Below are 21,979 nucleotides of genomic sequence, written 5' to 3' on the forward strand. Positions count from 1 at the left end.
AGATTTTAACATTGAATTACCTATTTCATAAGAATAGCGAGCAATACGCCTGCACCAAAAGCGTAGGCGAGATTCCGCAAAGGGTGGTCACGTGTCGACTCACATAAATCCGCTACATTAGCTTTACCTTTATCCATTCCTTTATCTTTATAATGTTTCATAACGGATGATAAATTACCTAACTGCTCATCTAGAGAATATCTCCGGATTTACCTTTTAAATTACGTAATCTTGACACTAAGCTTTCAATATCTTTTTTGATACCTTCGACATCTGCTTTAGCAGAGTTTGACTTTGATTCTTTCATAATTTACTCCTTTATTAGTTTACATTTTGTTAAGCAAATTATTTCGCCTACAAAACTATACGATACTCCTCTTAATAAATAAGCACTTTACAATAGCTTAAACAATAAAAAAACCGAATCTAAACTAGATTCGGCTAAATTTAATGATTTTTTATTTCGTATTACTTCTACTTACTACCGAATGAAGAAATAATTTTATTAATTAATGATTCAATATTAATTGTTGATTGAGTATATTTTATCTCTTCATTAGCCGCTAAATTTTCATCATCATTACCCGGTACAATTGAAATATATTTACCTCCAAGTAACCCGCTGGTGACTACTTGGGCTTTAGAATCTTTAGGTATTTTAACATCATCATTAATATTTAGATATACACTTGCATAAAAGCTATTTGGATCTAAAGTAATTTTCTTTACACTACCGATTTTTATACCTGAAATCATTACGTCGCTTCCGACTACTATCCCTTCCGCACTTTGGAAATGAGCAGTTACCTGATAGCCTTTTGAGCTAGTTATAGAACTACCTGTTTTGTAGGCAAAAATCAAAAATAGCAAAGCAATAATTAATACTACAAAGCCTATAATTGTTTCAATAATGTTCTGTTGCATTGTTTTTTATATTTTATTAATTAATTACGGTTGCCATCTATTATATTTAAGATTTGATGTTTTAGACAGCTCTTTAACTATTTTATTATTCTTTTGCCATGGCAAAAGCTGAATATTTTTTGGTATCTCATTTACTAAATGATGTAACCAAGCGTGCCAACTTGGCGGAATTTTTGTAGGTTCATTTACATTTTTATAAATAACAAACCTCCTTGGACGCCCTAAATAATCAATATTACGGCTTTCATAATATTGATTCAAAAACTCATCTTCTCCTACTTTTTTGTGAAAAAAAGTAATAAACAACTTATCTATCCACGACATTTTAAAATTTCTATAGCAGTTTCTCTTCCTTGCACTGCAAGTTTATCGGCAGCAATATTACCGCTATTATTTGCATGACCTTTTACCCATTTCCAAATAATAGTATGTTTACTCAATTCTGCGTATAATTTTTGCCATAAATCGGCATTTTTAACGGGTTCATTGTTGCTTTTACACCAATTATTTTTTATCCAATTATGAATCCAAGCGGTAATTCCTTGTTGCAAATATTTACTATCGGTATAAATCTCAATATTACAAGATTTTTTTAACATCCTCAAGGCTTCAAGTGCTGCCGTAATTTCCATACGATTATTAGTCGTATCTAACTCATACCCAAATACTTCTTTGCTAGTATCATTAAATTGAAGCAAAGCTCCCCACCCTCCGGGACCTGGATTACCCGCACATGCACCATCAGTATATATCACTACTTTTGAACCCATAATATGCATTAACTAGGTTTAGAAGAATTACGAAACTTATCTAACATTATAACATTTGGACTTGAAGATGATGAAGTCTGATAACTTTTATTATTACTTATTTCCTCTTCATGTTGAGGATTTTCGTGTATATTTAACGAATGATTAAAAGTTAGACTGTAATTATTATTGGAATCAACAAAGCTAATAAGTGCATCAAAAGGTACGTAAATTATTTCTTTAACACCGTCAAAACTTACCATTAAAGAAAAGCCCGTATCATTTACTATTAAATTTTCAAACTGATATTGCAGTACTATTGTTATCTGTTGCGGATATGCCTGTTTAACTTTTGAAGGTAAAATTACTGCAGGGTTATCGGTTCTGTACGATATGTATATTAACTGATCCCAATATAAATTTTCATGCTGAATTTTTGTTAGAATTTTTTTCACAAATTCTAGCATATATTCATGCACAAATTTTTTATATTCAATATTCATACGAGAAAAATAAATAAAAATAGGTCGACGAAGTTTAATTTGAACAGTTTACGTCATTGCGAGGAAAAACTGTAAGTTTTGACGAAACAATCTCAGGAGTCCTACTTTATGAGATTGCCACATTCTCTACGTTCGCGCGCAATGACAAGATCAACCGTTTTTAGGCAAGGCCAATTTTTCAAATTAAACAAGTATAAGCGAGGGTTTTTCTGTTGCCCGGCACACCCTCCAGCCGCGTAGGGGTTAAGCTGCTAAAGCTAAACGACCTACAGAACGATTATTATCGTTTGCGTTTCTTTGTTTTGACCCATATGGCAAAAGCCATCGGCGGAATCATCCCGAGTAAAAGCAATCTTTTTATTAGGCACGTCGATCCTATTTCGCCCCCCAAAAATACTCGATGAACTTCGTATTGTCTATTCTTTAAGAGTTATTATATATTTATTTTCTAAATGACGTAGCTAATAAAGAGGCATTTGAAGGCGACACGGAACGCAGAACCGCAGCGTACACGCAAGTAACGTGAGGATTCGAGTACCGGATCGACGTACAAATTACCTTTAGGAGCAAGTTATTTAGAAAGTTTTGGTGGAGGCGTCGGGTACTGCCCCCGAGTCCGCAACCTCTATTCTAAATTACGTTTATTACTATAGCTATAATTAGCACCAAATATTATGCCTTAATTTGATTAAAATGTAAAGGTCAAATAAGAATTCTAGATTTATATTAAAAATGGACTTATAATAAATGTTTAGAATTCTAAATTAAAAACTTAATTATGCTACCAAATCTTGGAATTATCGCCGGCAGAGGTTCATTACCTTACTTAATAGCAGGTAATTATACAAAGCAAGGCGGTAATTGCTATATAGCGGCAATTAAAGACGAAGCTGATATAGATCAAATTAAAGATTTTGAATATAAGATTTTAAAAATCGGTATGGTCGGGGAAGCTATAAAATATTTTAAGGAGCATGAGGTAAAAAATATTATTTTTATCGGTGGAGTTAATAGACCGAATTTTAAAAATTTAGCCGTAGATACAATAGGCGGTTTATTGCTTTTCAAAATAGTTGGGCAAAAAATTCGAGGAGATGATAGTTTGCTAAAAACAGTAGCGGATTTTTTTGAAAGTTACGGTTTCAAGGTAATTTCAAGTAATGAAATATATAAAAATCAACAAGGTAACTCCAATATTATAACCGATACTAACCCTATAAGTTCAGATAAAAATGATATTGAGCTTGGAATAAAATTATTGAATCATCTAAGTTCATTCGACATCGCACAATCGGTTATAGTTGAAAGTGGCTACATACTTGGTATAGAGGCTGCCGAAGGAACGGATAATTTAATAACGAGATGTGCAGCTTTACGTAAAAATCCTCATGGAGGAGTATTAGTAAAAATAGCGAAATTAGGTCAAGATAATAGACTAGATATGCCGACGATCGGTCCTAATACTATAAAGAATCTTGCTAAATATAATTACAAAGGGGTAGCGATTCAAAAAAATAACGTAATTATAGTCGAAGAAGAATTAACTATAAAACTAGCTAATGAACATAAAATTTTTATAACAAAATGTTAGCAATAGGTATTACCGGTAGCTATGCAGCAGGCAAAACTTTTATGTTGGATTATTTAGCAGAAAAAGGATATAAAACTTTTTGTGCCGATAGATGCATAAAAGAATTATATCAAGATGTAGTTTTGCAAACTCAGATTTTAAAATTACTACCTGAACTTGAGTCTTTCAATATTGGCAAAATCAGTAATTTAATTTACAATAACGACCTAGCTAGAAAAAAACTACAACATTTTATTTACCCCTTACTAATAGATAAACTCATTTTATTTAAAAAAGAAAATGCTAATTCCAAATTTGGCTTTGCCGAAATACCTCTGCTTTATGAAGCTAAATTTGATAAATATTTTGATTTTGTCGTAACAATATACTGCTCTGAAGAAATAAGAATGCAAAGAGCAATAACAAGATCTTCGTTTGATATAGAAATTTATAATAAAATCAAAGAAATTCAACTATCACAAGAGAGCAAAATAGCAAAAGCAGATTTTGCTATAAATAGCGGTGTTGATATGTTAGACTTGGAGAAACAAATAGCGAAGCTAATAAAGGATTTGGAATGTCGAGTTTAAGAGAAATAATTTTAGATACCGAAACTACGGGACTTGACCCACGACAAGGTCATCGAATCGTTGAGATCGGTGCTATTGAGATGGTAAATAAGGTATTAACAGGCAGGAATTTTCATTTTTATATTAATCCTGAGCGAGATATGCCGTTTGAGGCTTATAGAATTCATGGCATATCCGGCGAATTTTTAAAAGACAAGCCTCTATTTCATACAATAGCCGATGATTTTTTAGAGTTTATTTCAGATAGCAAACTGATTATTCATAATGCTCCTTTCGATATTAAATTTCTAAATCACGAATTATCATTATTAAAAAGAACCGAAATTAAACTCTTGGAACTAGCAAATACTATTGATACTTTAGTAATGGCTAGAAGCATGTTTCCAGGCTCAAAATATAATCTTGATGCATTATGTAAAAGATTTAAAGTTGATAATTCAGGTAGGCAGCTTCACGGAGCTTTGAAAGATGCAGCATTACTTGCAGAAGTATATGTAGAGTTAATGGGCGGTAGACAATCCGCTTTTAAAATGGTTGATAAATCTGCCGGAATAAATAATTTAGCAACTAATCAAGTAAATAACCAAACAGAGCAAGCTACTATTGTTATTAAACCTACAAAAGAAGAGCTGCAAAAACATAAAGAGTTTCTCAGTAGGATTTTAAAAACTGCTTAGTAAAACGTCATTGCAAGGATAGGCAAAGCCTCGACGTGGCAATCTCAGGCATTTTATATTATTTCATGCGATTGCCACGCTCCTTTTAGTCGCTCGCGCTCGCAATGACGATTATCAACAATCCCCTTAAATTATCTATGAAAACAAATTTTCTTGTATTTATAACCTTTACAATACTTATCTCTTTAGGCTTTTGGCAGCTTAGTCGTTTAAAAGAAAAGAAATTATTTTTAGCTTCAATGCAAGCTAACCTAACCTCACCTGCAATTAATTTAGCAGAAATTCAAGACTGTTTACCTTATCACAAAGTAAAAATTACCGGTCAATTTTTGCCTAATAAAGACATATATTTATACGGTAGAAGGTCATCAATGTCAAGTGAAAAAGACGGATATTATTTAGTTACTCCTTTTAAAACCATAGAAGATAAAGTTATTTTAGTAGCACGAGGTTGGTTCAGTCATCGCAATAAAAATATTATCACGCAGGCTACAAACGACCGGCAGCACGAGATTATCGGTGTTACCATGCCATCAGAAAAAACTCGTATCTACTTACCTGCTAACGATATAAAAAATAATGTGTGGCTAACACTAAATTTAAAAGAAACATCCAAAGTGTTAGGCTTAGATCTTGAGAATTTTTATATTATTGCGGCAGGAAAAGATATTAGCAATCTAGATATTTTATTACCTCTTGCAATAAATCATTTAGCAGCAATCAGAAATGACCATTTAGAATACGCCCTAACTTGGTTTGGACTTGCTATTTCTTTAATCGTAATATATGTAATTTATCGGCGTCGTTATATGGCTGTGGATGTCATCCCGCGAGCTTGTAGCGAGATCCAGAAAAATAATTAAAAAGACTGGACCCCGTGGTCAAGCCACGGGGTGACAGTAGAAGATCGATACATAAATGAGTGATTTACAAAGAGAAGCATCCGATCCTAATTACTCCGTTTGGGTATCGGCATCTGCCGGTACCGGTAAAACCAAAATCCTAACTGATCGATTTTTACGTCTGTTAATAACGGGCGTAGAGCCTTCCAATATTTTATGCCTTACTTTTACTAATGCTGCAGCTATAGAGATGCAAGTAAGGATTAATAGCAGACTTAAATATCTTTCTCTTTGCAATGCCGAGAAACTAGAAGAAGCACTTTTCTTAATGAGCGGCAATAAGCCATCACCGCAAGAAACAGAAAACGCAAAAACTTTATATGATAAAATACTAAATAGCAATAAGCTTTTAAATATCTATACAATTCATGCTTTTTGTCAAAAAATCCTTAAAACTGTTCCCTTAGAAGCCGGCATAACACCGGAATTTAAAATCCTTGAAGAAACTAAATTACAAGATATCTTTCTAAATATCAGAAACGAAATTTACTTAAGCGATGAACATAATGACTTAATTACAATTTTACTTAATCGATTTCATGAAATAACTCTGCAAGATATTTTTACCGAGATAATTGAGCAGAAAATTAAATTCAGAAAGTTATTTATAAATAAGCAAATTCCCAAAGAAATATCTAATAAAAGATTAGCGTTAGGGGAATTAAATAATATTTACGATAAGGTAAAAAACTTATTTGCCGAGTATGATTTGGAGATAGCACCGAAAGAAATTTTTTTTACCAAAGACGGGAAAAAACGACAAAGCCTTTTGTCGAAAGAATTAATAAGGAAATATCCTAAATTATTACTCGAGCTAGAAAAAATTACCTCTGAAATTTACCGATTAGATGAGCTGCGTCGCATAGAAGAGCTAGAATATCATACGAACTTACTTACTAAACTTGCGCATATTATTTTAAAAAAATACGATTTATATAAGGAAGAAAATAATTTACTCGATTACGACGATTTAATTTACTACACCGAGAAATTACTAAATAATAAAACTACTCATGAGTGGTTGCTGCATAAGCTTGAAAGCGAGATAAATCATATTCTTGTCGATGAAGCACAAGACACAAGCCCCCCGCAGTGGAATATTATTACTACTTTAATAACAGAGTTTAATGCTGTAGAGAGGCCAAATAATAGTGTTTTCATAGTCGGCGATGATAAACAATCGATCTTCAGTTTTCAAGGGGCTGATCTTCATAATTTCAACTTAGTAAATGAGCGACTAAAAGCAAATCTTACAAATGCTAATAAGAAATTCAAAAATATCACCCTTAAATATTCTTATAGATCATGTGCAGAGATTGTACAATTTACTTATAATGTTTTAAAAAATATAAAATCCAATTACCCGAGTTTATTCCTTGCGAATAATCCTTTAATATCCTCATTTTGTACACATCAAGGCTCTGTAACGGTTTGGCCATTAGTGACGAGTAAAAAACAAGAAGAGCTTTTTTGGGCACTACCTGAAGATTATGAAAATTCTAAATCTGCTGCCGATTTACTCATAGAAAAAATCGTAAATTTTATTAAAGAACAAATAGAAAGCAAAGCAATTTTACCGTCTACTGCAAACAGAATATCTGAAAAAGATTTCATGATATTAGTAAGAAAGAGAGATGAATTTAGTAATAATCTGATCAAAGAACTTAGCAAAGCTAAGCTTAAAGTTGAGGTAAGCGACAGAATGAACCTTAAGGAAAATCTAACTATAATGGATTTAATTTCATTAGCTAAATTTGTGTTACTACCTGATGATGATTTAAATCTTGCCGGTTTACTAAAATCACCGATTATTGGAATAAGTGAGCAGCAATTATACGAACTTCTTGTAAACAAAAGTGAGAATAGCTTATGGGATATACTCTCTTCACATGAGGAGATATATAATAAGTTAGATTCTCTAATTGAAATTTATAAAATATCGATTGTTGAGAACTTCTTTGATTTAGTGGTGCATAATCTAAATTTACGAGAGATTTACGATGATGATAGTGATGATATGATAAATGAGCTATTAACATTAAGCAAAAACTATGCAAATGATATAGATAATTCACTGCAAGGATTCGTTGCTTGGTTTGAGAATAACGATATCTATATTAAACGTGATATGGAGCATTCAGACAAAATAAGAGTAATGACCGTCCACGGCTCTAAAGGGCTTGAAACTCCTATTGTTATATTATGCGATTCTACTACTTTACCGATAAGCAGCAATAAATTTATTTGGGATGATAAAGGAGAAATGTTTTTCTCTGCTAATGCTGCCGATACTCCTGAGTTTTTGCAAGAGCTGAAAGAAGCTGAAAAATTAAAAGATTTGCAAGAATATATAAGACTACTCTACGTTGCAATGACAAGAGCTAAAGACAAGCTGATTATATGCGGTTTTAGTAATAAATCTACCATTCCTGAAAATTGCTGGTATGACATAGCCAAACAAACTTGCGATAAATTTCTCAATTAGTAGCGGCTATATTAAATATAAATATACTATTAAGACGCACATATATTGAAATAGCGTCTTATGTTAAAAATTTTAGAAAGTTTCTTTGAAAATAAAGCAAGAATTAAAATAGAAAGGTTTAAACAATTACCATCCCTGCATTATGCTTATGAAAAAGGTAATAAGGAATAATACTTAAATTTTTTCTTTTTTAAAACACCCATCTTTTTGTTCTTCACTACAAAAGTAATCCTTAAATTCACTATGTTTTTTCGGTAAATTAGAGATAAATTCTGCAAATTTTTCTAATTGAATATTGGTAATTAGAGTAAATACCAAACCTATATTTTCGTTATATTGGTTAACTCTTGAAATTTCATGCTCTATTGTATCTTTTTGTTCAATTTCAATAACATTATTAGATAAAATAACTAAATCTTTTTTATTAACCTCTTGCTTTTCAGATTCCTTTAGTTTTATATTCAGTATTTCCTCTTCTAATGCCTCTTTACTAAATAATTTTTTAAATGCAGCAAGCCACAGACCAAAAGCTGTACTTTCTCACTTTTTAAAATATTCTTTTAACTTCATAACTAATTTCCTTGTTTATATTTTCTTAGTTTAATTTATAGTACTAGTTGGAAGTAATCAAATTATAGAGCTAAGAAAAATTAATACTTTTGTAAAAATTATATATAGCGTAACAATTGAAAAACAGTTTTAAAATGCTTAAAATAATTTGACTATTTTAGAAAATTTTAATAAAATCTATTAATAAACTCAATCGATAATACAAAATATGAAAACAGCTTTTATCTTCCCCGGTCAAGGGTTGCAATTGATCGGCATGGGAAAAGATTTTTATGATAATTTTAAACCCGCCAAAGAAACTTTTCAAATCGTTGATGAAGTACTAAACCGAAAACTCACTGATATAATTTTTAATGGACCTTCTGAAGAACTTACCTTAACCACTAACGCACAACCGGCATTAATGGCCGTATCTATGGCAATAATAAATATTATCAAAGCTGAAACCGGTAAAAGTTTGGATAGTCTTTGTGATTATGCTGCCGGTCATTCGCTAGGTGAATATAGTGCTTTATGTAGTACCGAAAGTATTAACCTTGAGACAGCAACAAAACTACTTCATATACGTAGTACATCTATGCAGGAAGCATGTCCTGAAGGTGAGGGAAGCATGGCGGCTTGTATCAATATTCCGCTTCAAAAACTTGAAGAAATATTAGCAGAGAGCAACAAAATAAATTTATGCCAAATTGCCAACGATAACATCGAAGGACAAATAGTTATTAGCGGTAAGACCACAGCTATAGATCATGCTATTAGTATAATTAAAGATTTAGGTTATAAAGCGATAAAACTAAAAGTCAGTGCTCCATTTCATTGTAGCTTAATGAAGCCGGCAGAAGAAAAAATGCGAGTAGCTCTTGATAAAGCTGTAATTAATAAGCCTCTGATACCGATAATCCAAAATTATACCGCAAAACCTACTCTAGATCCTACAGAAATCAAACAAAATTTAATTCTGCAGATATGCGGGCGAGTTAGATGGCGTGAAACTTTAGAACTATTTAACAAATTAGAAATCACTCACATAGTAGAAATAGGGGCAGGAAGCGTACTAACAAATATGCTCCGGCAAATTAATTATCCATATAAGTTAAGTAATATAAGTAATTTAGAAGAACTACAGAATTGTTTAGATAACGTTAGTAAATAACTGTCTCTAATAACTTCTGATTCATAAAGTTTTTAAATTAACTTAATATACTTAATATTATTATATGCAAATTAGTGTTAGTTTTTTTTAAGCAATTGCTAGAATTATTAACTAGTGATTGGCAGAGCTATTTAGATAAGGTAATAGAGGATTTTAAAAATTTAACCTTAACAGATACTAATGATACATTTTTAAAAGAAGAATGTTATAAAAAAATTGCTCTTATCCAAAAAGACATTAAAGAAGGTGAATATCCATGGTATGTTGCTCCTTTTAATAAAATAGATCATGCAAGTTTATTACTTACCAATCATATATTAGAGCTTGATTATCTAAATCAAAATACGGTTAAAAGCAGTAAAAATATGCTGCGAAATAACTTCAAAGATATATATAATCCGGAAATTTATATTATTGCTAATTACGAAGAACCTATAATTAAAAACTATACAATAATAGATAAAATAGCCAAAGGTAAAATTGTTAATTTCAGACTCTTATCATCTTAGCTTCAACAAGCGAATCAAAATTATATAGTACTTAATAGATAAATATAAAAGTGATACTAAATCTATTTATTATATAACCCAACAACTTTTTGATATTTGTGATGATAACACGGATATTAAAACTATCGAAGCCAAGGCTAAACAGTTTTACAAATATATTGAATATTTCCGTAGTTGGGATGATTTACCTAGTTATTGGTATATGGACTTTAAAGGGCTACCCGGATGTGATAAGGAAGCTTTGATTATGGGCAATTCCGTAAAGCCGGAAAATGATTATATTTAGTTAGAAAAATTATAAAATAATTCTAGAAATTTTGCTTATTAGATGATATAAAGTAACGCCATAACTGGAGAGATGGCCGAGTGGCCGAAGGCGGCGGTTTGCTAAACCGTTATACGGGTCATACCGTATCGAGGGTTCGAATCCCTCTCTCTCCGCCAATCTAGACAGTTAGCCAATTCTTGTAGTGCTATCTAAGTATAATATTTATCACCAAGCATATTATAGATTTCCGGCATATATTTATGTTTCAGCCAAATCTCAAGGCTACCGATAATATAAAGGTTATTTTTAGCTCTGCTAATACCGACGTTTAAGACGTTTGGCTTTTTCGTCATTATATTTCTTGCACCTTGATCAAGAGGATGCTGAGCTCCTAGTAGTATTATTACCGTATCGTTTTCTTTGCCTTGAAATGCATGAATAGTGTGCCGATATTTTTATATCCAAATGCTTGAATTGTTTTCTCATATCTTGAATCGTCATATATTTCATTCAATTTTCTACGAATAGATTCACTGTAATCTTTATACATTGTAATAATGTAAATTTGTTTGAGCAAATCATCCCCATTTTTCTCTTTTAATACTTGTTTTAATAACTCTAGTAATTTTTGCAATTCGGCTTCCGATTCATATTTATAACGTTGAACCTTATTATCTTTTATATCTATCCATTTTGAAGTACCTAAAATTGTTCTAATATCAGAGTTACAGTCAGAGGTAGCAAAAATCATTTCCGTAAGCTATTTTGTTACATAATTTTGATCTTAATTTTTCAAACTCTTTATCAAAGTAAGGAGTGACTTTATTGAAATCTTCAAAATTTTCTTGCCAATTTTTCCAAAATAAATCTTCTTCAAAATCCTTAATATTGAAATATTTATCTTTTAAACTTACGATAGCCAAGCTTATATCGTCGTTAAGCTGTTTTATTTCTTCTACAGAAGCTTCAATTTTCTTAATTTCAGCTTTAATATTCTTAATATCAGTTTTTATCCGGTCAATTTCTTCTGAAGATTTATTTTTTAGCTTAATTAAATCCCGTTTTTGCTCATAGCAAGAATTGTATTTTGCGGTTTTAAAAAATGCATGAATTTTTTCAAAAAAAAACAAATTTAATAATTTTATTTCACAATCAATTTCAAGTATTTTAGAACTTTTATAATCAAGTTCTAATTCTAACTCATTTTGCTCTTCTTTTTTTCCTGCATATATTATCGCTCCTAAATCCTCTTCCTTAATTAACTCTCTTTTCTTTTTATTAAGTTCAATAACTAATGCAATATTTTCATAAACTTCATGAATTTCACTGTATAAATTGTTAAAATCAGCATACGCTTCTTTCCATTCATTATTAATTTCATCTATAGAATTACAATATTCAGGTTTAAAATGTGCAGGGGCTTTATCTTTACATTTATTATTAACTAGCGGATTAAGATATTGCAGCATTGTATGTTTTTCATCATTCTTATAATCGTTCTCTTCTTCATCTTTATATTTCCAAAACTTATTTGAAAATCTCTTTTTATTTCCATACTTACCAAGCACCGCAGCAAATATACCCCAATCTTTCTCTTTTTCCTCTTCCAATAAAAGTTGTTTAAAATAACTTAAATCTTTATGTGATATAGCTTATCTATTTTACTATATAACTAACGATATTTCTTTAGATATATTTTCACAACAGCATTGTTATTAGATGATGCAACAACCATACCGTAAGTTTGTAATTCCGGTTTTAAAGAATTAACATGATAATCAAAATTTGGTGTATGTACGGAAGATTTTTTATTTTGAAACCCGTCCTTAGGATCTTCTAAAGATGCTAAATATGAAGCACGATCTACATAGATATTTGCTATAAGATCAAAAAGTATAGTGGTTTTACCTGTACCAGGCGAACCATTAACAGCAAAAAGCTTTCCTGAAAAGAGGGTAATACCAAATTAATTGCAGCAGCTTGCAGTGCCGCAAGAGAGTGCCTCGGCGATGAACACCAACACAGCGGTTACATCATAAATGGAGATAACAGTTCTTGTAGACTTTCTTGATGCTTTAAAACATCTATGGAATCCGGCTTATCTTCTTTACCGAGATATTTGGCAATTGCTGATTCCGAGTCAAATTTTTCTATATTACTTCGTACAAAATCTAATGGCCTTAGAAAAAAACTATTAAACATTTCTAAAGAAGGAGTGGCAAAATTATAAATTACCGGTTTATCTTTTTGCTTTTTATGCGAGGTAACTCTTCTTACGCATATTTCAGAGCGGCTAAATAAATATTTCTTGTCAATTTCTAACTTCTGCACTACAAGATCAATCATAAGATTAATCATTTTTAAATCTAGAGTTTTAACTCAAGAATCTTGCTTTTTATCCTTAAAATATATTCTCTCGTTTTCTGAAAATACTTCCTCTATTAGGCTGTTATTATTATCTACAAAATTTGGTAAATCTTTTAATTCTTTTTCTTGGAACTCATCTCTCATGATTCTACCGAGAGCATAAGCAGCAGTAGAGATAACCATCGATCCTTCAATATATTGACCGTTTGCATCTATAGTTAAACCAGCAATAGGTGTTTGTCGGTTGCTCTTGCTTATCTTGATGGTTATTATAATCATTTAAGAACTCTTGATCTAATTTAGTTATATTTTGGATTTTCTTTAAAAGATCAAGTTCAGCTTCCGACCATTTTAAATAACCGAGATAAATATGCCAATGAACTGCTACTTCGTTTTTCTCAAGATCAATACCGAGTGTTGTTTTATCCAGTTTTTCAAACGGAGCATCTTTTAAGAAAAAAAGCGTTTCTTTCTTATCCAGTTTGCAACTAAAACTGCCTTTTTTACGGTATGTTCTCTAATAATTTCAAAATATCTATTTAAATTTTCGTTTTTATTAGGAGTTAGTACTTCAATAATCTTCCATACATCGAGGATAGATTTGATTTGTTCATTAGATTGATTGTACATAAAAAGAAGTTTACACTTAAAATAGAAATATCCTAAGTATGAAACTAGAAGAAGTAAACAACTTTTTAATGTTACTATTTATAGCATATAAAGATGTGTATAATTAACACAATTATCGCCAAATTATTAATGATTTTAATAAAATTTTAGTATTTTTTATAAATTCATTTAATATATTTCCTTAACCCAAATAAGGATATAATAAATGCAAAATAATAAGGAAATTATTAAATATATAGTGTCTAGCATTTGGTCTTCTTGGAATCCTATAAACTGGTCACCAAGCATGCAATTAGCTACCTTAAGTTATATATTGTCTTGTTTAATTGATGGGAATGATGCATATCCAATTGAAGATGCACAAATAATAAATAATGACCAGGAATGGCTTAAAAGCAATCAAACTTATAACTTTTTTATAATACCCAATTTCCATCTTCTCGTTATATGGAACTTGCAAAAGAGATACCTATATATGCCTAAAAAGATTAAAAATATTTCATCAATTTGATAATTTGATGATGAGAATTATGTACCCAATGAAGCATTAGCCTCTCATAAACTCATAAATAACTTTTCTAATTTATTGCAGCATTTTCCATTAACTCCTATTATAGATTCTACTGATTTTAATCCTAACTATTTTATGGTATGGAGTTGGGCAAAAAATTTAGGGCATATTCCTAAATATTTTGGTCAAAAGCTAAAGCGTGTTTGTAATAATATAGAAGAAGCAGAAAATTATTGGGAGAGTTATGAACCGGAGGCATTCTCTAATTTTTCTACCTTTCATGAGTTTATAAATACAATAACACATTGTAATGATGCATTATTAGGTTGTAGAGATATTAGATCAGATATATATTACAATGAACTATAGTTAATTCAGATGAATACAACTTTCTTCTTTAGCAAATAAAGCAATTAGTGCCTATATAGTCAAATGTACATTTAAACCGCTTCAACGCATATAGCCATCCCCATACTGCCACCGATACATAAAGTAACTAAGCCTTTTTTAGCTTTAGCTCTTCGTAAGCCGTGTAATCAGAGTAATAAGTACACGTCCGCCGCTTACCCCCCGATCGGATGACCGATTGCTATTGCTCCACCGTTAACATTAACCTTCTCCATATCCCATTTCATTCCATGGTTTACATAAATACTTTGAGCGGCAAACGCCTCATGAACCTCGATAACTTCCAAATCATTAGCGCTCCAACCTGTTTTACTTAAAGCGTTTTTGGATGCAGGAACAGGGGCAGTACCCATAATACTGGGATCAACACCGGCTGAAAAGCATAAGAAACAATACGAGAGCTAGCGGCGTTAAATTATGCTTTTTCAAAGCTTCTTCGGAAACTACCATAAGAAATGCTGCACCGTCATTAATAGAGGAAGCATGACCCGCCGTAACTACACCGTTTTTATCAAAAGCAGGACGTAATTTACTCAAAATTTCAAGGCTGGTATTAGGTCTTACTGTTTCATCATGATCAAACAAACTAGTAGTTTTTTTAATCGTTACTTCGATAGGTAAGATTTTTCATCTTTAAAAACTCCTGCTAGCTGTGCTTTAGCTGCTTTCTTGTGAGAGCTTAAGGCAAACTCGTCCTGCTGTTGTCTGCTAATATTAAACTGTTTCGAGATATTTTCGGCAGTAATCCCCATAAATACTCCTGAAAATACATCGGTTAATCCGTCATACTGCATTAGATCAACCATTTTAATATCGCCGAATTTAGCTCCTGCTCTGATATAGCTACCGTGCATACCGCGAGCGACATATTCTCCTGCCCACCTGCTATAACTATTTCATTATCACCCGTCATAATTGAATTTGCTGCAAGTGCTACGCTTTTAATACCTGAGCCGCATATTTTATAGCCCGACACTTCTTTCGGTATTCCCGCATAAATCAGAGTTTGCCTCGCCGGATTCTGCCCGCTACCACCGGTTATTACCTACCCAAGAATTACCTCACCTACTAAAGCTGGATCGATTTTGCTGTTGTGCAGTATATCCTTTATTAAATGAGCAGCAAGCATAGGTGCAGCTATTTATTGTACTAAGGCTACCCATAAACGAGCCGAAAGCAGTCCTTTTCGCATAAGTTATATAAACCGGTTTTGGCATAATGTGTACTCCTTAAATAATTTATCTAGTTTATCATTTATTAAATAACTAATATGTCCGCCTACTACATCTATAAGCTTAGAGTTTTTTAATAATTTTTGCAAAGGTAAAATGGAAGATTTAGGTACTATTTGATCATCTTCTGCTGCTACTATATATACAGGGCAATGAATTAAACTCAGATCAATAATAAAATTATCGATTGTCCATTTAAGATGTATAAACATATTTTCATCTGATATATTTTGTATAATTTGATTATAAACCTCCTTAGATATACTATTACCTGACATAAGCCAATTCTCTATTCTAAATGCTAATTCTTGCTCCTTATCGGAAGTTATAGAGAAAAATTTTTTTAATTTAGCATTGAAATAATCAGGGAATAAAAGAAAAAATAAAATTTGAATATGAATTTTAGGAATTATCGGTAAATTTTCTATGCCACTATCTAGTTTTAAATATCGATGCAACATTCTTATATAGAAAAAATGAGAAAAATCCCACGAGCAGGTAAGTAAAGTCAGAGTTTTGATAAATTTAGGCATAAGTACGTTTGTAGCTATCGCAAGGTTACCGCCGATACAATAACCTATTAAATTAATGTCTTTAATTTTCAAATTATCTATTACTTCGATTATTTTATGCACATAGTCGTCTAGTAAATATTGATGAGGTTCCTCAATCTCTAGCCAATCTATTAAATAAACTTCACCGTAGCTTCTCAAATTTTCAATAAAACTTTTGTCACGAGCTAAAAAAAATATTTCCGGTGAGTTGAAGATAGAGGGGATGATTAGGAAAGTTTTGATGTCATCCTGACTTCTTTCTATGTCATTCCTGACTTCCCCTTTGTCATTCTCACGAAAGCGGGAATCCATTTTTAATTTATTTTTACTGGAACCCGTGGACAAACCACGGGATGACACCGAGTAATACAACACCCTATAATGCTCTGTTTGCATTACTATTTTACCTGATTTTAAATATTTATTACCTAAATTAGGTGTCTTTGTATAATCTATTATAAAGGTCACAAATATTCCTGTAGTTTATTACTATCTAGCATTGAGAGTATCTAATCTTATATTAGTAATTCTTGACAAAAGGCTAAATATATTGTATAAGTTCAGCACCTTCAGAATGTAATAACAATATATAGGCTCTAAAGTTTTAGGGGAAATATCTTTTCATAAAATCTTGAAGTGCTTAAGTTTTTTTTTTGTCCTTAGGGATTTATAATGCTAAGTACCTCATCACGATCGTTTAAAAACAAATTCAGAGCGGCATTTTGGCCTGTGCATAATTACGAACTCGGAAAGTTTATTCCGATGAGTACCTTAATGTTTTGTATTTTATTTAATCAAAATGTTTTACGAATCTTAAAAGATAGTATTTTAATCTCCGAGATTAGTGCAGAAATAGCAGGTTTTGCTAAAGTTTATTGCGTTATGCCTGCCGCTGCTTTATTCGTGATTATTTATGCTAAAATGATTAATTATCTTACTTTTGAAAAGATCTTTTATTATTTAAGTGCATTTTTTATCAGCTTTTTTGTTTTATTCACTTTTGTAATCTATCCTAATATTCATATTTTTCATGTACATCCCGAGAATCTAGCTGACTGGATGGAACGTTATCCTCATTTTAAGTGGTATATCTCATTAGTAGGTAATTGGGGTTATATAGTATATTATAGTCTTGCCGAGCTTTGGCCTAATATTTTTTACGTATTATTATTTTGGCAGTTTGCTAATGAACTTACTACTACCGAAGAAGCAAAAAGATTTTATACTCTCTTTTCGCTATTCGGCAACTCTTCTTTAATATTAGTCGGCTTTTTAATGATGAATCTATCATCGGAAGATACTATTATTAAGAAGTTTATGAGTATTTCGGATAATAAAATCACTTTAGTTCAAGTATCCACGACAATTGTGGCAATTGTTGCTATTATTTGTTGTTTGTTAGTTAGATTTATTAGCAAGAACGTTTTTACTAATCCGTTATTTTATGCTAAAGCAAAAAGCGGTAGATCAACTTCAGAACGTATGGGGCTAATTAAAAGCTTTAAATATATTGCGAAATCAAAATATTTATGGCTACTTTTAATTTGTTCGGCAGCTTTCGGATTTGCTATTAACTTAGTCGAAGCCGTATGGAAAGCAAAAATTAAGGAATTATATCCGACTGTAAATACCTATGCTGAATTTAACAGTCTGTATATACTTTGGACAGGCGTGGCAATAATGGTTATGACCATTATCGGTAATAACGTTATGCGTATGCACAACTGGTTTGTAGCAGCAGTTATTTCACCGGTTATAATAATGGTGACCGGCATTTTGTTCTTTGTACTTATCGTATTTGACCAACAAATTTTATCATTATTTGATGGAGCAATTTTAATGTCACCTCTTGCTCTTGCCGTTTCGATCGGTGGTATTCAAAATATTTTAGCTAAAGGTACTAAATATTCTATATGGGATACTTCAAGAGAAATGTTATATATCCCTCTTGATGAGGAGCTTAAAACCAAAGGCAAAGCTGCGGTTGACGTGATAAGTGCAAAAGTCGGCAAATCCTCTAGCGGTCTTGTGCAATCTATTATTTTTACTTTAGTTCCAACCGCTACTTTTACCTCAATCTCACCAATTCTAATGGTGGTATTTATTTTTGTATGCTTAGCGTGGATTTATGCAGTAAGAAAAATATATTTTGAATATCAAAAAATAGCATAAAATAAATTATTGTCATCCTGCAACTTGATCACGGGATCTAAGGATACAGTCTGCGACACAAGATACCGCGGTCAAACCACGGTATGACACCGAACGCGTTTTTTGATCCACGCGGGCAATGCCCTTTTTAGCTAGGAACCTTACAGCATAAAACTGTCGATGTTACTATGAATCAATCTCTCCTAAAGCTTTAGTCTCTATATTATCTAAGAAAATCTCAAAATCCTTTAATAGGATCAAATTCGTCTTTACTTTGAAAAGAAGGCGGTTTAAATAAAGTTAGGGTAACTTTTTCACTCTTTATAAATTATGAGGCTGAGGCTGATCCTTAAGTTTAATAGTCACAACTTCGCCTGCTAGAGAGTTCGTATGTCTGTTCTCATTAATTGAATCTGGATGCGTAATTTCTAGGTTTTTTAGAGTATTATCTTCCTTGTTCTTACTACGGAATGAAAAAATTCTAGATGATGGCATTTGATTTACATTTTATTTCAAAAACACCATTATAGGGCAATAATTTATATTTAACAAGCAGGATGGTTAATTGTCATAAACTTTTCTATCATTCTAGTAACGGAACGTTCTAGCTCAAGATCTAATTTTGAATAATCAGAAAAGTTAAACCATTTAAGTTCATTCGATTCGTTATTTTTTATAAAATTATCATTATTTACTGTTTTTAGTAAAAATCGTACATCATAGTGATAATGAGCAGGCTCCTTATGAGTTTGCGGAATATAATGGGTGTCTATATCAAAAATCTCCTTATTTATCGTTTTGATTTCATTAATTCCGGATTCTTCTATAGCTTCTTTAACCGCTACATTTAATATATTACTATCTCCATCACAATGACCGCCTGGTTGAAGCCACTTATCAAGCTTTTTATGGTGCATCAATAAAAATTTAGTTTTATCATTATTAAGTAAAAAAGCCGAAGCAGTGAAATGTCCTATTTGTAAATCTCAGCTAAAAGGGTTTTCATATTCATTTAAAAATGCAAGCATTTTTGTTTTTGTAATAATTTCTTCAGGATATGTACTACTGTAATTTTGTAGTTTAATATGTAATTCATTCATAATGATAATTTTTTATGTATAGAGCTTTGATATTTAACTCAAATTTCTCTGCTAAGTCAAATGAAAATAATGTCATAAAATTATATTTTCCATGTTTCATGGTAATTATCATTGACAATTAGGTTTATTTTTATGCTTAACAAAATAGTCGAGTTATTTAGAAGTAATGATACAACCCCTTGGTATGGTAAGCTTGCAGTAGTAGGAGCATGTGCTGTTGGAATTTATGTGATAGCAGGTGATTTACTTAAATCTCCGGCTTTTATTCTCAAATGTGGTGCCGATGTAGTAGCAACAATGGGAGCAATTCTAGCATATGAGCATTATACAGAAGCAACTTCGCAAGAAAGTCCGATGGCATTGATAGGAAATGAAGCACAAGCTGAAATATAATAATAAAATATTTTTAACGAATTTAGAGGACACACCGACTCTAAATTCGTATTCATTTACCATTCAAACCGTTTTTTAGTCTAATTTTGACTTGTTTTAAAGAACGAGGAGTTGCGTCCGTAACTTCAATTTCAATATTTTCTGAAATATCTATTCTAGTACCGATAGCCGGAACACTACTGACTCTAGTCAATACTAATCCACCTATCGTATCAAACTCATCATCATCATTTTGTAGCTTTTCTCCTATTATTTCTTCAAGCACTTCTACTTCAACACGTGCATTTGAAATAATTGTTGAGTTATTAATAACCTTGAAATTATCGCTATCTAATTGCTGATCATGCTCATCATCTATTCGTCCTACTATTTCTTCTATAAGATCTTCAATAGTAACTAAACCGTCAGTACCGCCATACTCATCAACAACTATTGCAATATGTGTTCTCTCACGACGCATTTTTGCTAGCAAATCTAATAATTTCATAGAAGGAGCTGCAATTATATGCTTACGTATAAGCTTTTTTAAACGACCGTTTTGCTTTGTAGCCAATGCTTTAAATAAATCCTTGATATGAATGAACCCTACTACATTATCCAAAGTACCGTCATATATAAGAGTTCGTGTGTGTGGGACTTCTAACTTAATAGACTCACTTAATTCTTCTAGATTCGTAGTTAATTTTATTGCCGCAATATCGGAACGCGGTACCATTATATCTTCAATAGTTTTATATTCTAGCTCCAATAAATTAGCTAAAATATTACGCTCGTCTAAAGTCATTTTTTGGCTATTAATTTTAAGGCGTTTTATGACACCAAAAAAATTATCGGGCGTTTTTGTTTTTCTAAAAAAATTTTTTATCGGAGAGAATAATTTGCGTACAGTAAAAATTAACTTATTATTTTGATTTTTTTTACTAGAATCTTCTTTTTTTGAAGATTTTAACATAAATTTTTTTATTTAGTTAATAAGGGGAAAAAATACCGAAATATGATAATATTTCAATTTCTAGATTTTCCATAATATTTGCTTCTGTGTCATTTTGATGATCAAACCCAATTAAGTGTAAAATACTATGTATTAAAAGATGAATAAAATGATTCTCGAAAGTTTTTTGCTGCTCGCACGATTCATTATATATTACCTCATAACAAAATGCTATATCACCTAAATGCATATAATCAGAGTCACCTAAAAATTCAAGTTTAGAATATAAATCCTGCCAATTTAATTCGTTGCTTGGAAAAGACAGAACGTTAGTAGCTTTTTCTATATTACGAAATTGTTTGTTTAAGGTCAATATTTCTGCAACATTTGTTAGTAAAATTGATAATTCACATTGTTTTATTTTACTAAAATTATCAAATCGCAATAAAATATTTTGAGTTATTTTTTTGATTAAACTCTTATTTATCTGCTTATGCTCACGCCATTTGTTGTAGTTTCTTACAATTTCTACGTTTATCATTGTACCAAATATTGAATGAATAGTCGTTATAGACTTAGCTGCAACTTAAGAGCATATTTTAAAAGCTGTACATCTTCATTAGAGATAACGTTAATTTTAGATTTTAATCCTAATTTGCTTACTGTCATTATTTGATCAGTCATGGCTTTACCTTTTTTGCTACCTATCATTACGTAGGCTTCACAAGGATAGCATTTATCGATGTTACTAGTTAAAGGTATTACTTGCACACGATTTAATGAAGCATTTGAGTAATTATTG

Annotated in this window: 27 protein-coding genes, 1 tRNA gene, 1 other RNA gene and 4 pseudogenes; 12 read left to right on the forward strand and 21 right to left on the reverse strand. The window is 31.4% G+C overall.

The features are described from left to right. Positions 1-20: 20 nt before the first annotated feature. The 6 genes and pseudogenes from RMA_RS12115 to ssrA form a co-directional block, all read right to left on the reverse strand. Positions 21-307: pseudogene (locus RMA_RS12115) on the reverse strand (hypothetical protein). A gap of 167 nt (positions 308-474) precedes the next feature. Further along, complete coding sequence (gene mlaD, locus RMA_RS06085; protein WP_012153108.1) at positions 475-924, reverse strand: outer membrane lipid asymmetry maintenance protein MlaD; 450 nt, start codon at positions 922-924, stop codon at positions 475-477. Positions 925-948: 24 nt separating this feature from the next. Beyond that, the gene (locus RMA_RS06090) at positions 949-1,248 is read right to left on the reverse strand and encodes an NADH-ubiquinone oxidoreductase subunit NDUFA12 family protein (protein ID WP_012153109.1); all 300 of its coding nucleotides are present in this window, start codon (positions 1,246-1,248) and stop codon (positions 949-951) included. Further along, entirely contained in the window at positions 1,236-1,703 is a 468-nt protein-coding gene (rnhA, locus tag RMA_RS06095; protein WP_012153110.1) for a ribonuclease HI, read from the reverse strand. The genes RMA_RS06090 and rnhA overlap by 13 nt, the downstream gene beginning before the upstream one ends. After that, positions 1,703-2,176, reverse strand: coding sequence for an SspB family protein (locus RMA_RS06100; protein WP_041404842.1), 474 nt, complete (start codon positions 2,174-2,176; stop codon positions 1,703-1,705). The genes rnhA and RMA_RS06100 overlap by 1 nt, the downstream gene beginning before the upstream one ends. Positions 2,177-2,372: 196 nt before the next feature. Next, positions 2,373-2,880, reverse strand: a transfer-messenger RNA (tmRNA) gene (gene ssrA, locus RMA_RS07710). Positions 2,881-2,954: 74 nt separating this feature from the next. Here ssrA and RMA_RS06105 point away from each other — a divergent pair. From RMA_RS06105 to RMA_RS06125, 5 genes are all read left to right on the forward strand, one after another. Beyond that, entirely contained in the window at positions 2,955-3,767 is an 813-nt protein-coding gene (locus RMA_RS06105) for an LpxI family protein (protein WP_041404843.1), read from the forward strand. After that, positions 3,761-4,336, forward strand: a complete 576-nt coding sequence (gene coaE, locus RMA_RS06110; RefSeq protein ID WP_012153113.1) for a dephospho-CoA kinase — start codon at positions 3,761-3,763, stop codon at positions 4,334-4,336. The genes RMA_RS06105 and coaE overlap by 7 nt, the downstream gene beginning before the upstream one ends. Next, complete coding sequence (gene dnaQ / locus RMA_RS06115) at positions 4,324-5,013, forward strand: DNA polymerase III subunit epsilon (RefSeq protein ID WP_012153114.1); 690 nt, start codon at positions 4,324-4,326, stop codon at positions 5,011-5,013. Before coaE ends, dnaQ begins: the two co-directional genes overlap by 13 nt. A gap of 137 nt (positions 5,014-5,150) precedes the next feature. Continuing rightward, positions 5,151-5,876, forward strand: coding sequence for an SURF1 family protein (locus RMA_RS06120; RefSeq protein ID WP_041404844.1), 726 nt, complete (start codon positions 5,151-5,153; stop codon positions 5,874-5,876). A 55-nt stretch (positions 5,877-5,931) separates the two neighbouring features. Beyond that, a complete protein-coding gene (locus RMA_RS06125) occupies positions 5,932-8,400 on the forward strand; it encodes a UvrD-helicase domain-containing protein (RefSeq protein WP_012153116.1) in 2,469 nt (822 codons plus the stop codon). 174 nt (positions 8,401-8,574) lie between these two features. On the opposite strand, the gene RMA_RS11355 is transcribed toward RMA_RS06125, so the two are convergent. Beyond that, on the reverse strand, positions 8,575-8,718 hold the full coding sequence (locus tag RMA_RS11355; protein WP_238375443.1) for a hypothetical protein: 144 nt from the start codon (positions 8,716-8,718) through the stop codon (positions 8,575-8,577). 460 nt (positions 8,719-9,178) lie between these two features. On the opposite strand from RMA_RS11355, the gene fabD reads away from it, so the two are divergent. From fabD to RMA_RS06150, 4 genes and pseudogenes are all read left to right on the forward strand, one after another. Next, a complete protein-coding gene (fabD, locus tag RMA_RS06135; RefSeq protein WP_041404845.1) occupies positions 9,179-10,123 on the forward strand; it encodes an ACP S-malonyltransferase in 945 nt (314 codons plus the stop codon). Between the two features lie 95 nt (positions 10,124-10,218). After that, positions 10,219-10,632, forward strand: a complete 414-nt coding sequence (locus tag RMA_RS11360) for a hypothetical protein (protein ID WP_041405041.1) — start codon at positions 10,219-10,221, stop codon at positions 10,630-10,632. After that, a pseudogene (locus RMA_RS06145) lies at positions 10,604-10,918 on the forward strand (hypothetical protein). Before RMA_RS11360 ends, RMA_RS06145 begins: the two are co-directional and overlap by 29 nt. A 66-nt stretch (positions 10,919-10,984) precedes the next feature. Next, a tRNA-Ser gene (locus RMA_RS06150) sits at positions 10,985-11,076 on the forward strand. A 33-nt stretch (positions 11,077-11,109) separates the two neighbouring features. Here the strand turns inward: RMA_RS06150 and RMA_RS11365 are convergent. The 7 genes and pseudogenes from RMA_RS11365 to RMA_RS09560 all read right to left on the reverse strand — a co-directional run bounded on the left by RMA_RS11365 (position 11,110) and on the right by RMA_RS09560 (position 13,897). Continuing rightward, a complete protein-coding gene (locus RMA_RS11365) occupies positions 11,110-11,340 on the reverse strand; it encodes an AAA domain-containing protein (RefSeq protein WP_337998661.1) in 231 nt (76 codons plus the stop codon). Beyond that, a complete protein-coding gene (locus RMA_RS11370; protein ID WP_238375444.1) occupies positions 11,304-11,651 on the reverse strand; it encodes a hypothetical protein in 348 nt (115 codons plus the stop codon). Before RMA_RS11370 ends, RMA_RS11365 begins: the two co-directional genes overlap by 37 nt. Positions 11,652-11,736: 85 nt before the next feature. Beyond that, positions 11,737-12,030 (reverse strand): annotated as a pseudogene (locus RMA_RS12120) (hypothetical protein); the annotation flags it as partial. 898 nt (positions 12,031-12,928) lie between these two features. Then, complete coding sequence (locus tag RMA_RS06170; protein ID WP_238375446.1) at positions 12,929-13,258, reverse strand: hypothetical protein; 330 nt, start codon at positions 13,256-13,258, stop codon at positions 12,929-12,931. A 21-nt stretch (positions 13,259-13,279) separates the two neighbouring features. Then, positions 13,280-13,546 carry a hypothetical protein gene (locus RMA_RS09555; RefSeq protein WP_148194424.1) on the reverse strand — a complete coding sequence of 89 codons (267 nt, stop codon included), beginning with the start codon at positions 13,544-13,546 and terminating at the stop codon, positions 13,280-13,282. Beyond that, positions 13,458-13,697: a hypothetical protein gene (locus tag RMA_RS12125; RefSeq protein WP_081427940.1), complete on the reverse strand. Its 240-nt coding sequence runs from the start codon at positions 13,695-13,697 to the stop codon at positions 13,458-13,460. Before RMA_RS12125 ends, RMA_RS09555 begins: the two co-directional genes overlap by 89 nt. Before the next feature lie 20 nt (positions 13,698-13,717). Next, on the reverse strand, positions 13,718-13,897 hold the full coding sequence (locus tag RMA_RS09560; RefSeq protein ID WP_148194425.1) for a hypothetical protein: 180 nt from the start codon (positions 13,895-13,897) through the stop codon (positions 13,718-13,720). A 586-nt stretch (positions 13,898-14,483) separates the two neighbouring features. Here RMA_RS09560 and RMA_RS06180 point away from each other — a divergent pair. Beyond that, on the forward strand, positions 14,484-14,777 hold the full coding sequence (locus RMA_RS06180) for a hypothetical protein (RefSeq protein ID WP_238375447.1): 294 nt from the start codon (positions 14,484-14,486) through the stop codon (positions 14,775-14,777). 71 nt (positions 14,778-14,848) lie between these two features. Here RMA_RS06180 and RMA_RS06185 read toward each other — a convergent pair. Both RMA_RS06185 and RMA_RS06190 read right to left on the reverse strand, forming a co-directional pair. Next, a pseudogene (locus RMA_RS06185) lies at positions 14,849-16,033 on the reverse strand (acetyl-CoA C-acetyltransferase). Then, positions 16,012-17,070 carry an alpha/beta fold hydrolase gene (locus RMA_RS06190; protein WP_410526292.1) on the reverse strand — a complete coding sequence of 353 codons (1,059 nt, stop codon included), beginning with the start codon at positions 17,068-17,070 and terminating at the stop codon, positions 16,012-16,014. The pseudogene RMA_RS06185 and the gene RMA_RS06190 overlap by 22 nt, the downstream one beginning before the upstream one ends. Positions 17,071-17,274: 204 nt before the next feature. Here RMA_RS06190 and tlc5 point away from each other — a divergent pair, with 204 nt between their 5' ends. Beyond that, the gene (gene tlc5 / locus RMA_RS06195; RefSeq protein WP_041404846.1) at positions 17,275-18,774 is read left to right on the forward strand and encodes a GTP/GDP exchange transporter Tlc5; all 1,500 of its coding nucleotides are present in this window, start codon (positions 17,275-17,277) and stop codon (positions 18,772-18,774) included. Between the two features lie 524 nt (positions 18,775-19,298). On the opposite strand, the gene RMA_RS06200 is transcribed toward tlc5, so the two are convergent. Beyond that, a complete protein-coding gene (locus tag RMA_RS06200) occupies positions 19,299-19,730 on the reverse strand; it encodes an NUDIX hydrolase (protein WP_012153120.1) in 432 nt (143 codons plus the stop codon). Between the two features lie 9 nt (positions 19,731-19,739). Then, positions 19,740-19,853 (reverse strand): hypothetical protein, encoded by a 114-nt coding sequence (locus tag RMA_RS06205; RefSeq protein WP_041404848.1) that lies wholly within the window; start codon positions 19,851-19,853, stop codon positions 19,740-19,742. Positions 19,854-19,985: 132 nt separating this feature from the next. On the opposite strand from RMA_RS06205, the gene RMA_RS06210 reads away from it, so the two are divergent. Beyond that, the gene (locus RMA_RS06210) at positions 19,986-20,246 is read left to right on the forward strand and encodes a hypothetical protein (protein ID WP_049749376.1); all 261 of its coding nucleotides are present in this window, start codon (positions 19,986-19,988) and stop codon (positions 20,244-20,246) included. Positions 20,247-20,298: 52 nt separating this feature from the next. On the opposite strand, the gene tlyC is transcribed toward RMA_RS06210, so the two are convergent. Genes tlyC through RMA_RS06225 form a run of 3 tightly spaced genes read right to left on the reverse strand, consistent with a single transcriptional unit; the run spans position 20,299 to position 21,948 of the window. Beyond that, the gene (gene tlyC, locus RMA_RS06215; RefSeq protein ID WP_014365448.1) at positions 20,299-21,198 is read right to left on the reverse strand and encodes a hemolysin C; all 900 of its coding nucleotides are present in this window, start codon (positions 21,196-21,198) and stop codon (positions 20,299-20,301) included. 16 nt (positions 21,199-21,214) lie between these two features. After that, positions 21,215-21,718: an rRNA maturation RNase YbeY gene (ybeY, locus tag RMA_RS06220; RefSeq protein WP_041404849.1), complete on the reverse strand. Its 504-nt coding sequence runs from the start codon at positions 21,716-21,718 to the stop codon at positions 21,215-21,217. A 26-nt stretch (positions 21,719-21,744) separates the two neighbouring features. Continuing rightward, entirely contained in the window at positions 21,745-21,948 is a 204-nt protein-coding gene (locus RMA_RS06225) for a type II toxin-antitoxin system PemK/MazF family toxin (protein ID WP_012153123.1), read from the reverse strand. Positions 21,949-21,979: the final 31 nt, after the last annotated feature.

It is taken from the genome of Rickettsia massiliae MTU5 (assembly GCF_000016625.1).
In the GTDB taxonomy this organism is placed as follows: Bacteria; Pseudomonadota; Alphaproteobacteria; order Rickettsiales; family Rickettsiaceae; genus Rickettsia; species Rickettsia rickettsii.

Excerpts from the sequence above, each read along its gene's own strand:
- mlaD (WP_012153108.1), bottom strand. The coding sequence starts at position 924 with ATGCAACAGAACATTATTGAAACAATTATAGGCTTTGTAGTATTAATT.
- RMA_RS06090 (WP_012153109.1), bottom strand. The coding sequence starts at position 1,248 with ATGTCGTGGATAGATAAGTTGTTTATTACTTTTTTTCACAAAAAAGTA.
- rnhA (WP_012153110.1), bottom strand. The coding sequence starts at position 1,703 with ATGCATATTATGGGTTCAAAAGTAGTGATATATACTGATGGTGCATGT.
- RMA_RS06100 (WP_041404842.1), bottom strand. The coding sequence starts at position 2,176 with ATGAATATTGAATATAAAAAATTTGTGCATGAATATATGCTAGAATTT.
- RMA_RS06105 (WP_041404843.1), top strand. The coding sequence starts at position 2,955 with ATGCTACCAAATCTTGGAATTATCGCCGGCAGAGGTTCATTACCTTAC.
- coaE (WP_012153113.1), top strand. The coding sequence starts at position 3,761 with ATGTTAGCAATAGGTATTACCGGTAGCTATGCAGCAGGCAAAACTTTT.
- dnaQ (WP_012153114.1), top strand. The coding sequence starts at position 4,324 with ATGTCGAGTTTAAGAGAAATAATTTTAGATACCGAAACTACGGGACTT.
- RMA_RS06120 (WP_041404844.1), top strand. The coding sequence starts at position 5,151 with ATGAAAACAAATTTTCTTGTATTTATAACCTTTACAATACTTATCTCT.
- RMA_RS06125 (WP_012153116.1), top strand. The coding sequence starts at position 5,932 with ATGAGTGATTTACAAAGAGAAGCATCCGATCCTAATTACTCCGTTTGG.
- fabD (WP_041404845.1), top strand. The coding sequence starts at position 9,179 with ATGAAAACAGCTTTTATCTTCCCCGGTCAAGGGTTGCAATTGATCGGC.
- RMA_RS11370 (WP_238375444.1), bottom strand. The coding sequence starts at position 11,651 with ATGATTTTTGCTACCTCTGACTGTAACTCTGATATTAGAACAATTTTA.
- RMA_RS06170 (WP_238375446.1), bottom strand. The coding sequence starts at position 13,258 with ATGATTAATCTTATGATTGATCTTGTAGTGCAGAAGTTAGAAATTGAC.
- RMA_RS09555 (WP_148194424.1), bottom strand. The coding sequence starts at position 13,546 with ATGATTATAATAACCATCAAGATAAGCAAGAGCAACCGACAAACACCT.
- RMA_RS09560 (WP_148194425.1), bottom strand. The coding sequence starts at position 13,897 with ATGTACAATCAATCTAATGAACAAATCAAATCTATCCTCGATGTATGG.
- tlc5 (WP_041404846.1), top strand. The coding sequence starts at position 17,275 with ATGCTAAGTACCTCATCACGATCGTTTAAAAACAAATTCAGAGCGGCA.
- RMA_RS06205 (WP_041404848.1), bottom strand. The coding sequence starts at position 19,853 with ATGAATGAATTACATATTAAACTACAAAATTACAGTAGTACATATCCT.
- RMA_RS06210 (WP_049749376.1), top strand. The coding sequence starts at position 19,986 with ATGCTTAACAAAATAGTCGAGTTATTTAGAAGTAATGATACAACCCCT.
- tlyC (WP_014365448.1), bottom strand. The coding sequence starts at position 21,198 with ATGTTAAAATCTTCAAAAAAAGAAGATTCTAGTAAAAAAAATCAAAAT.
- ybeY (WP_041404849.1), bottom strand. The coding sequence starts at position 21,718 with ATGATAAACGTAGAAATTGTAAGAAACTACAACAAATGGCGTGAGCAT.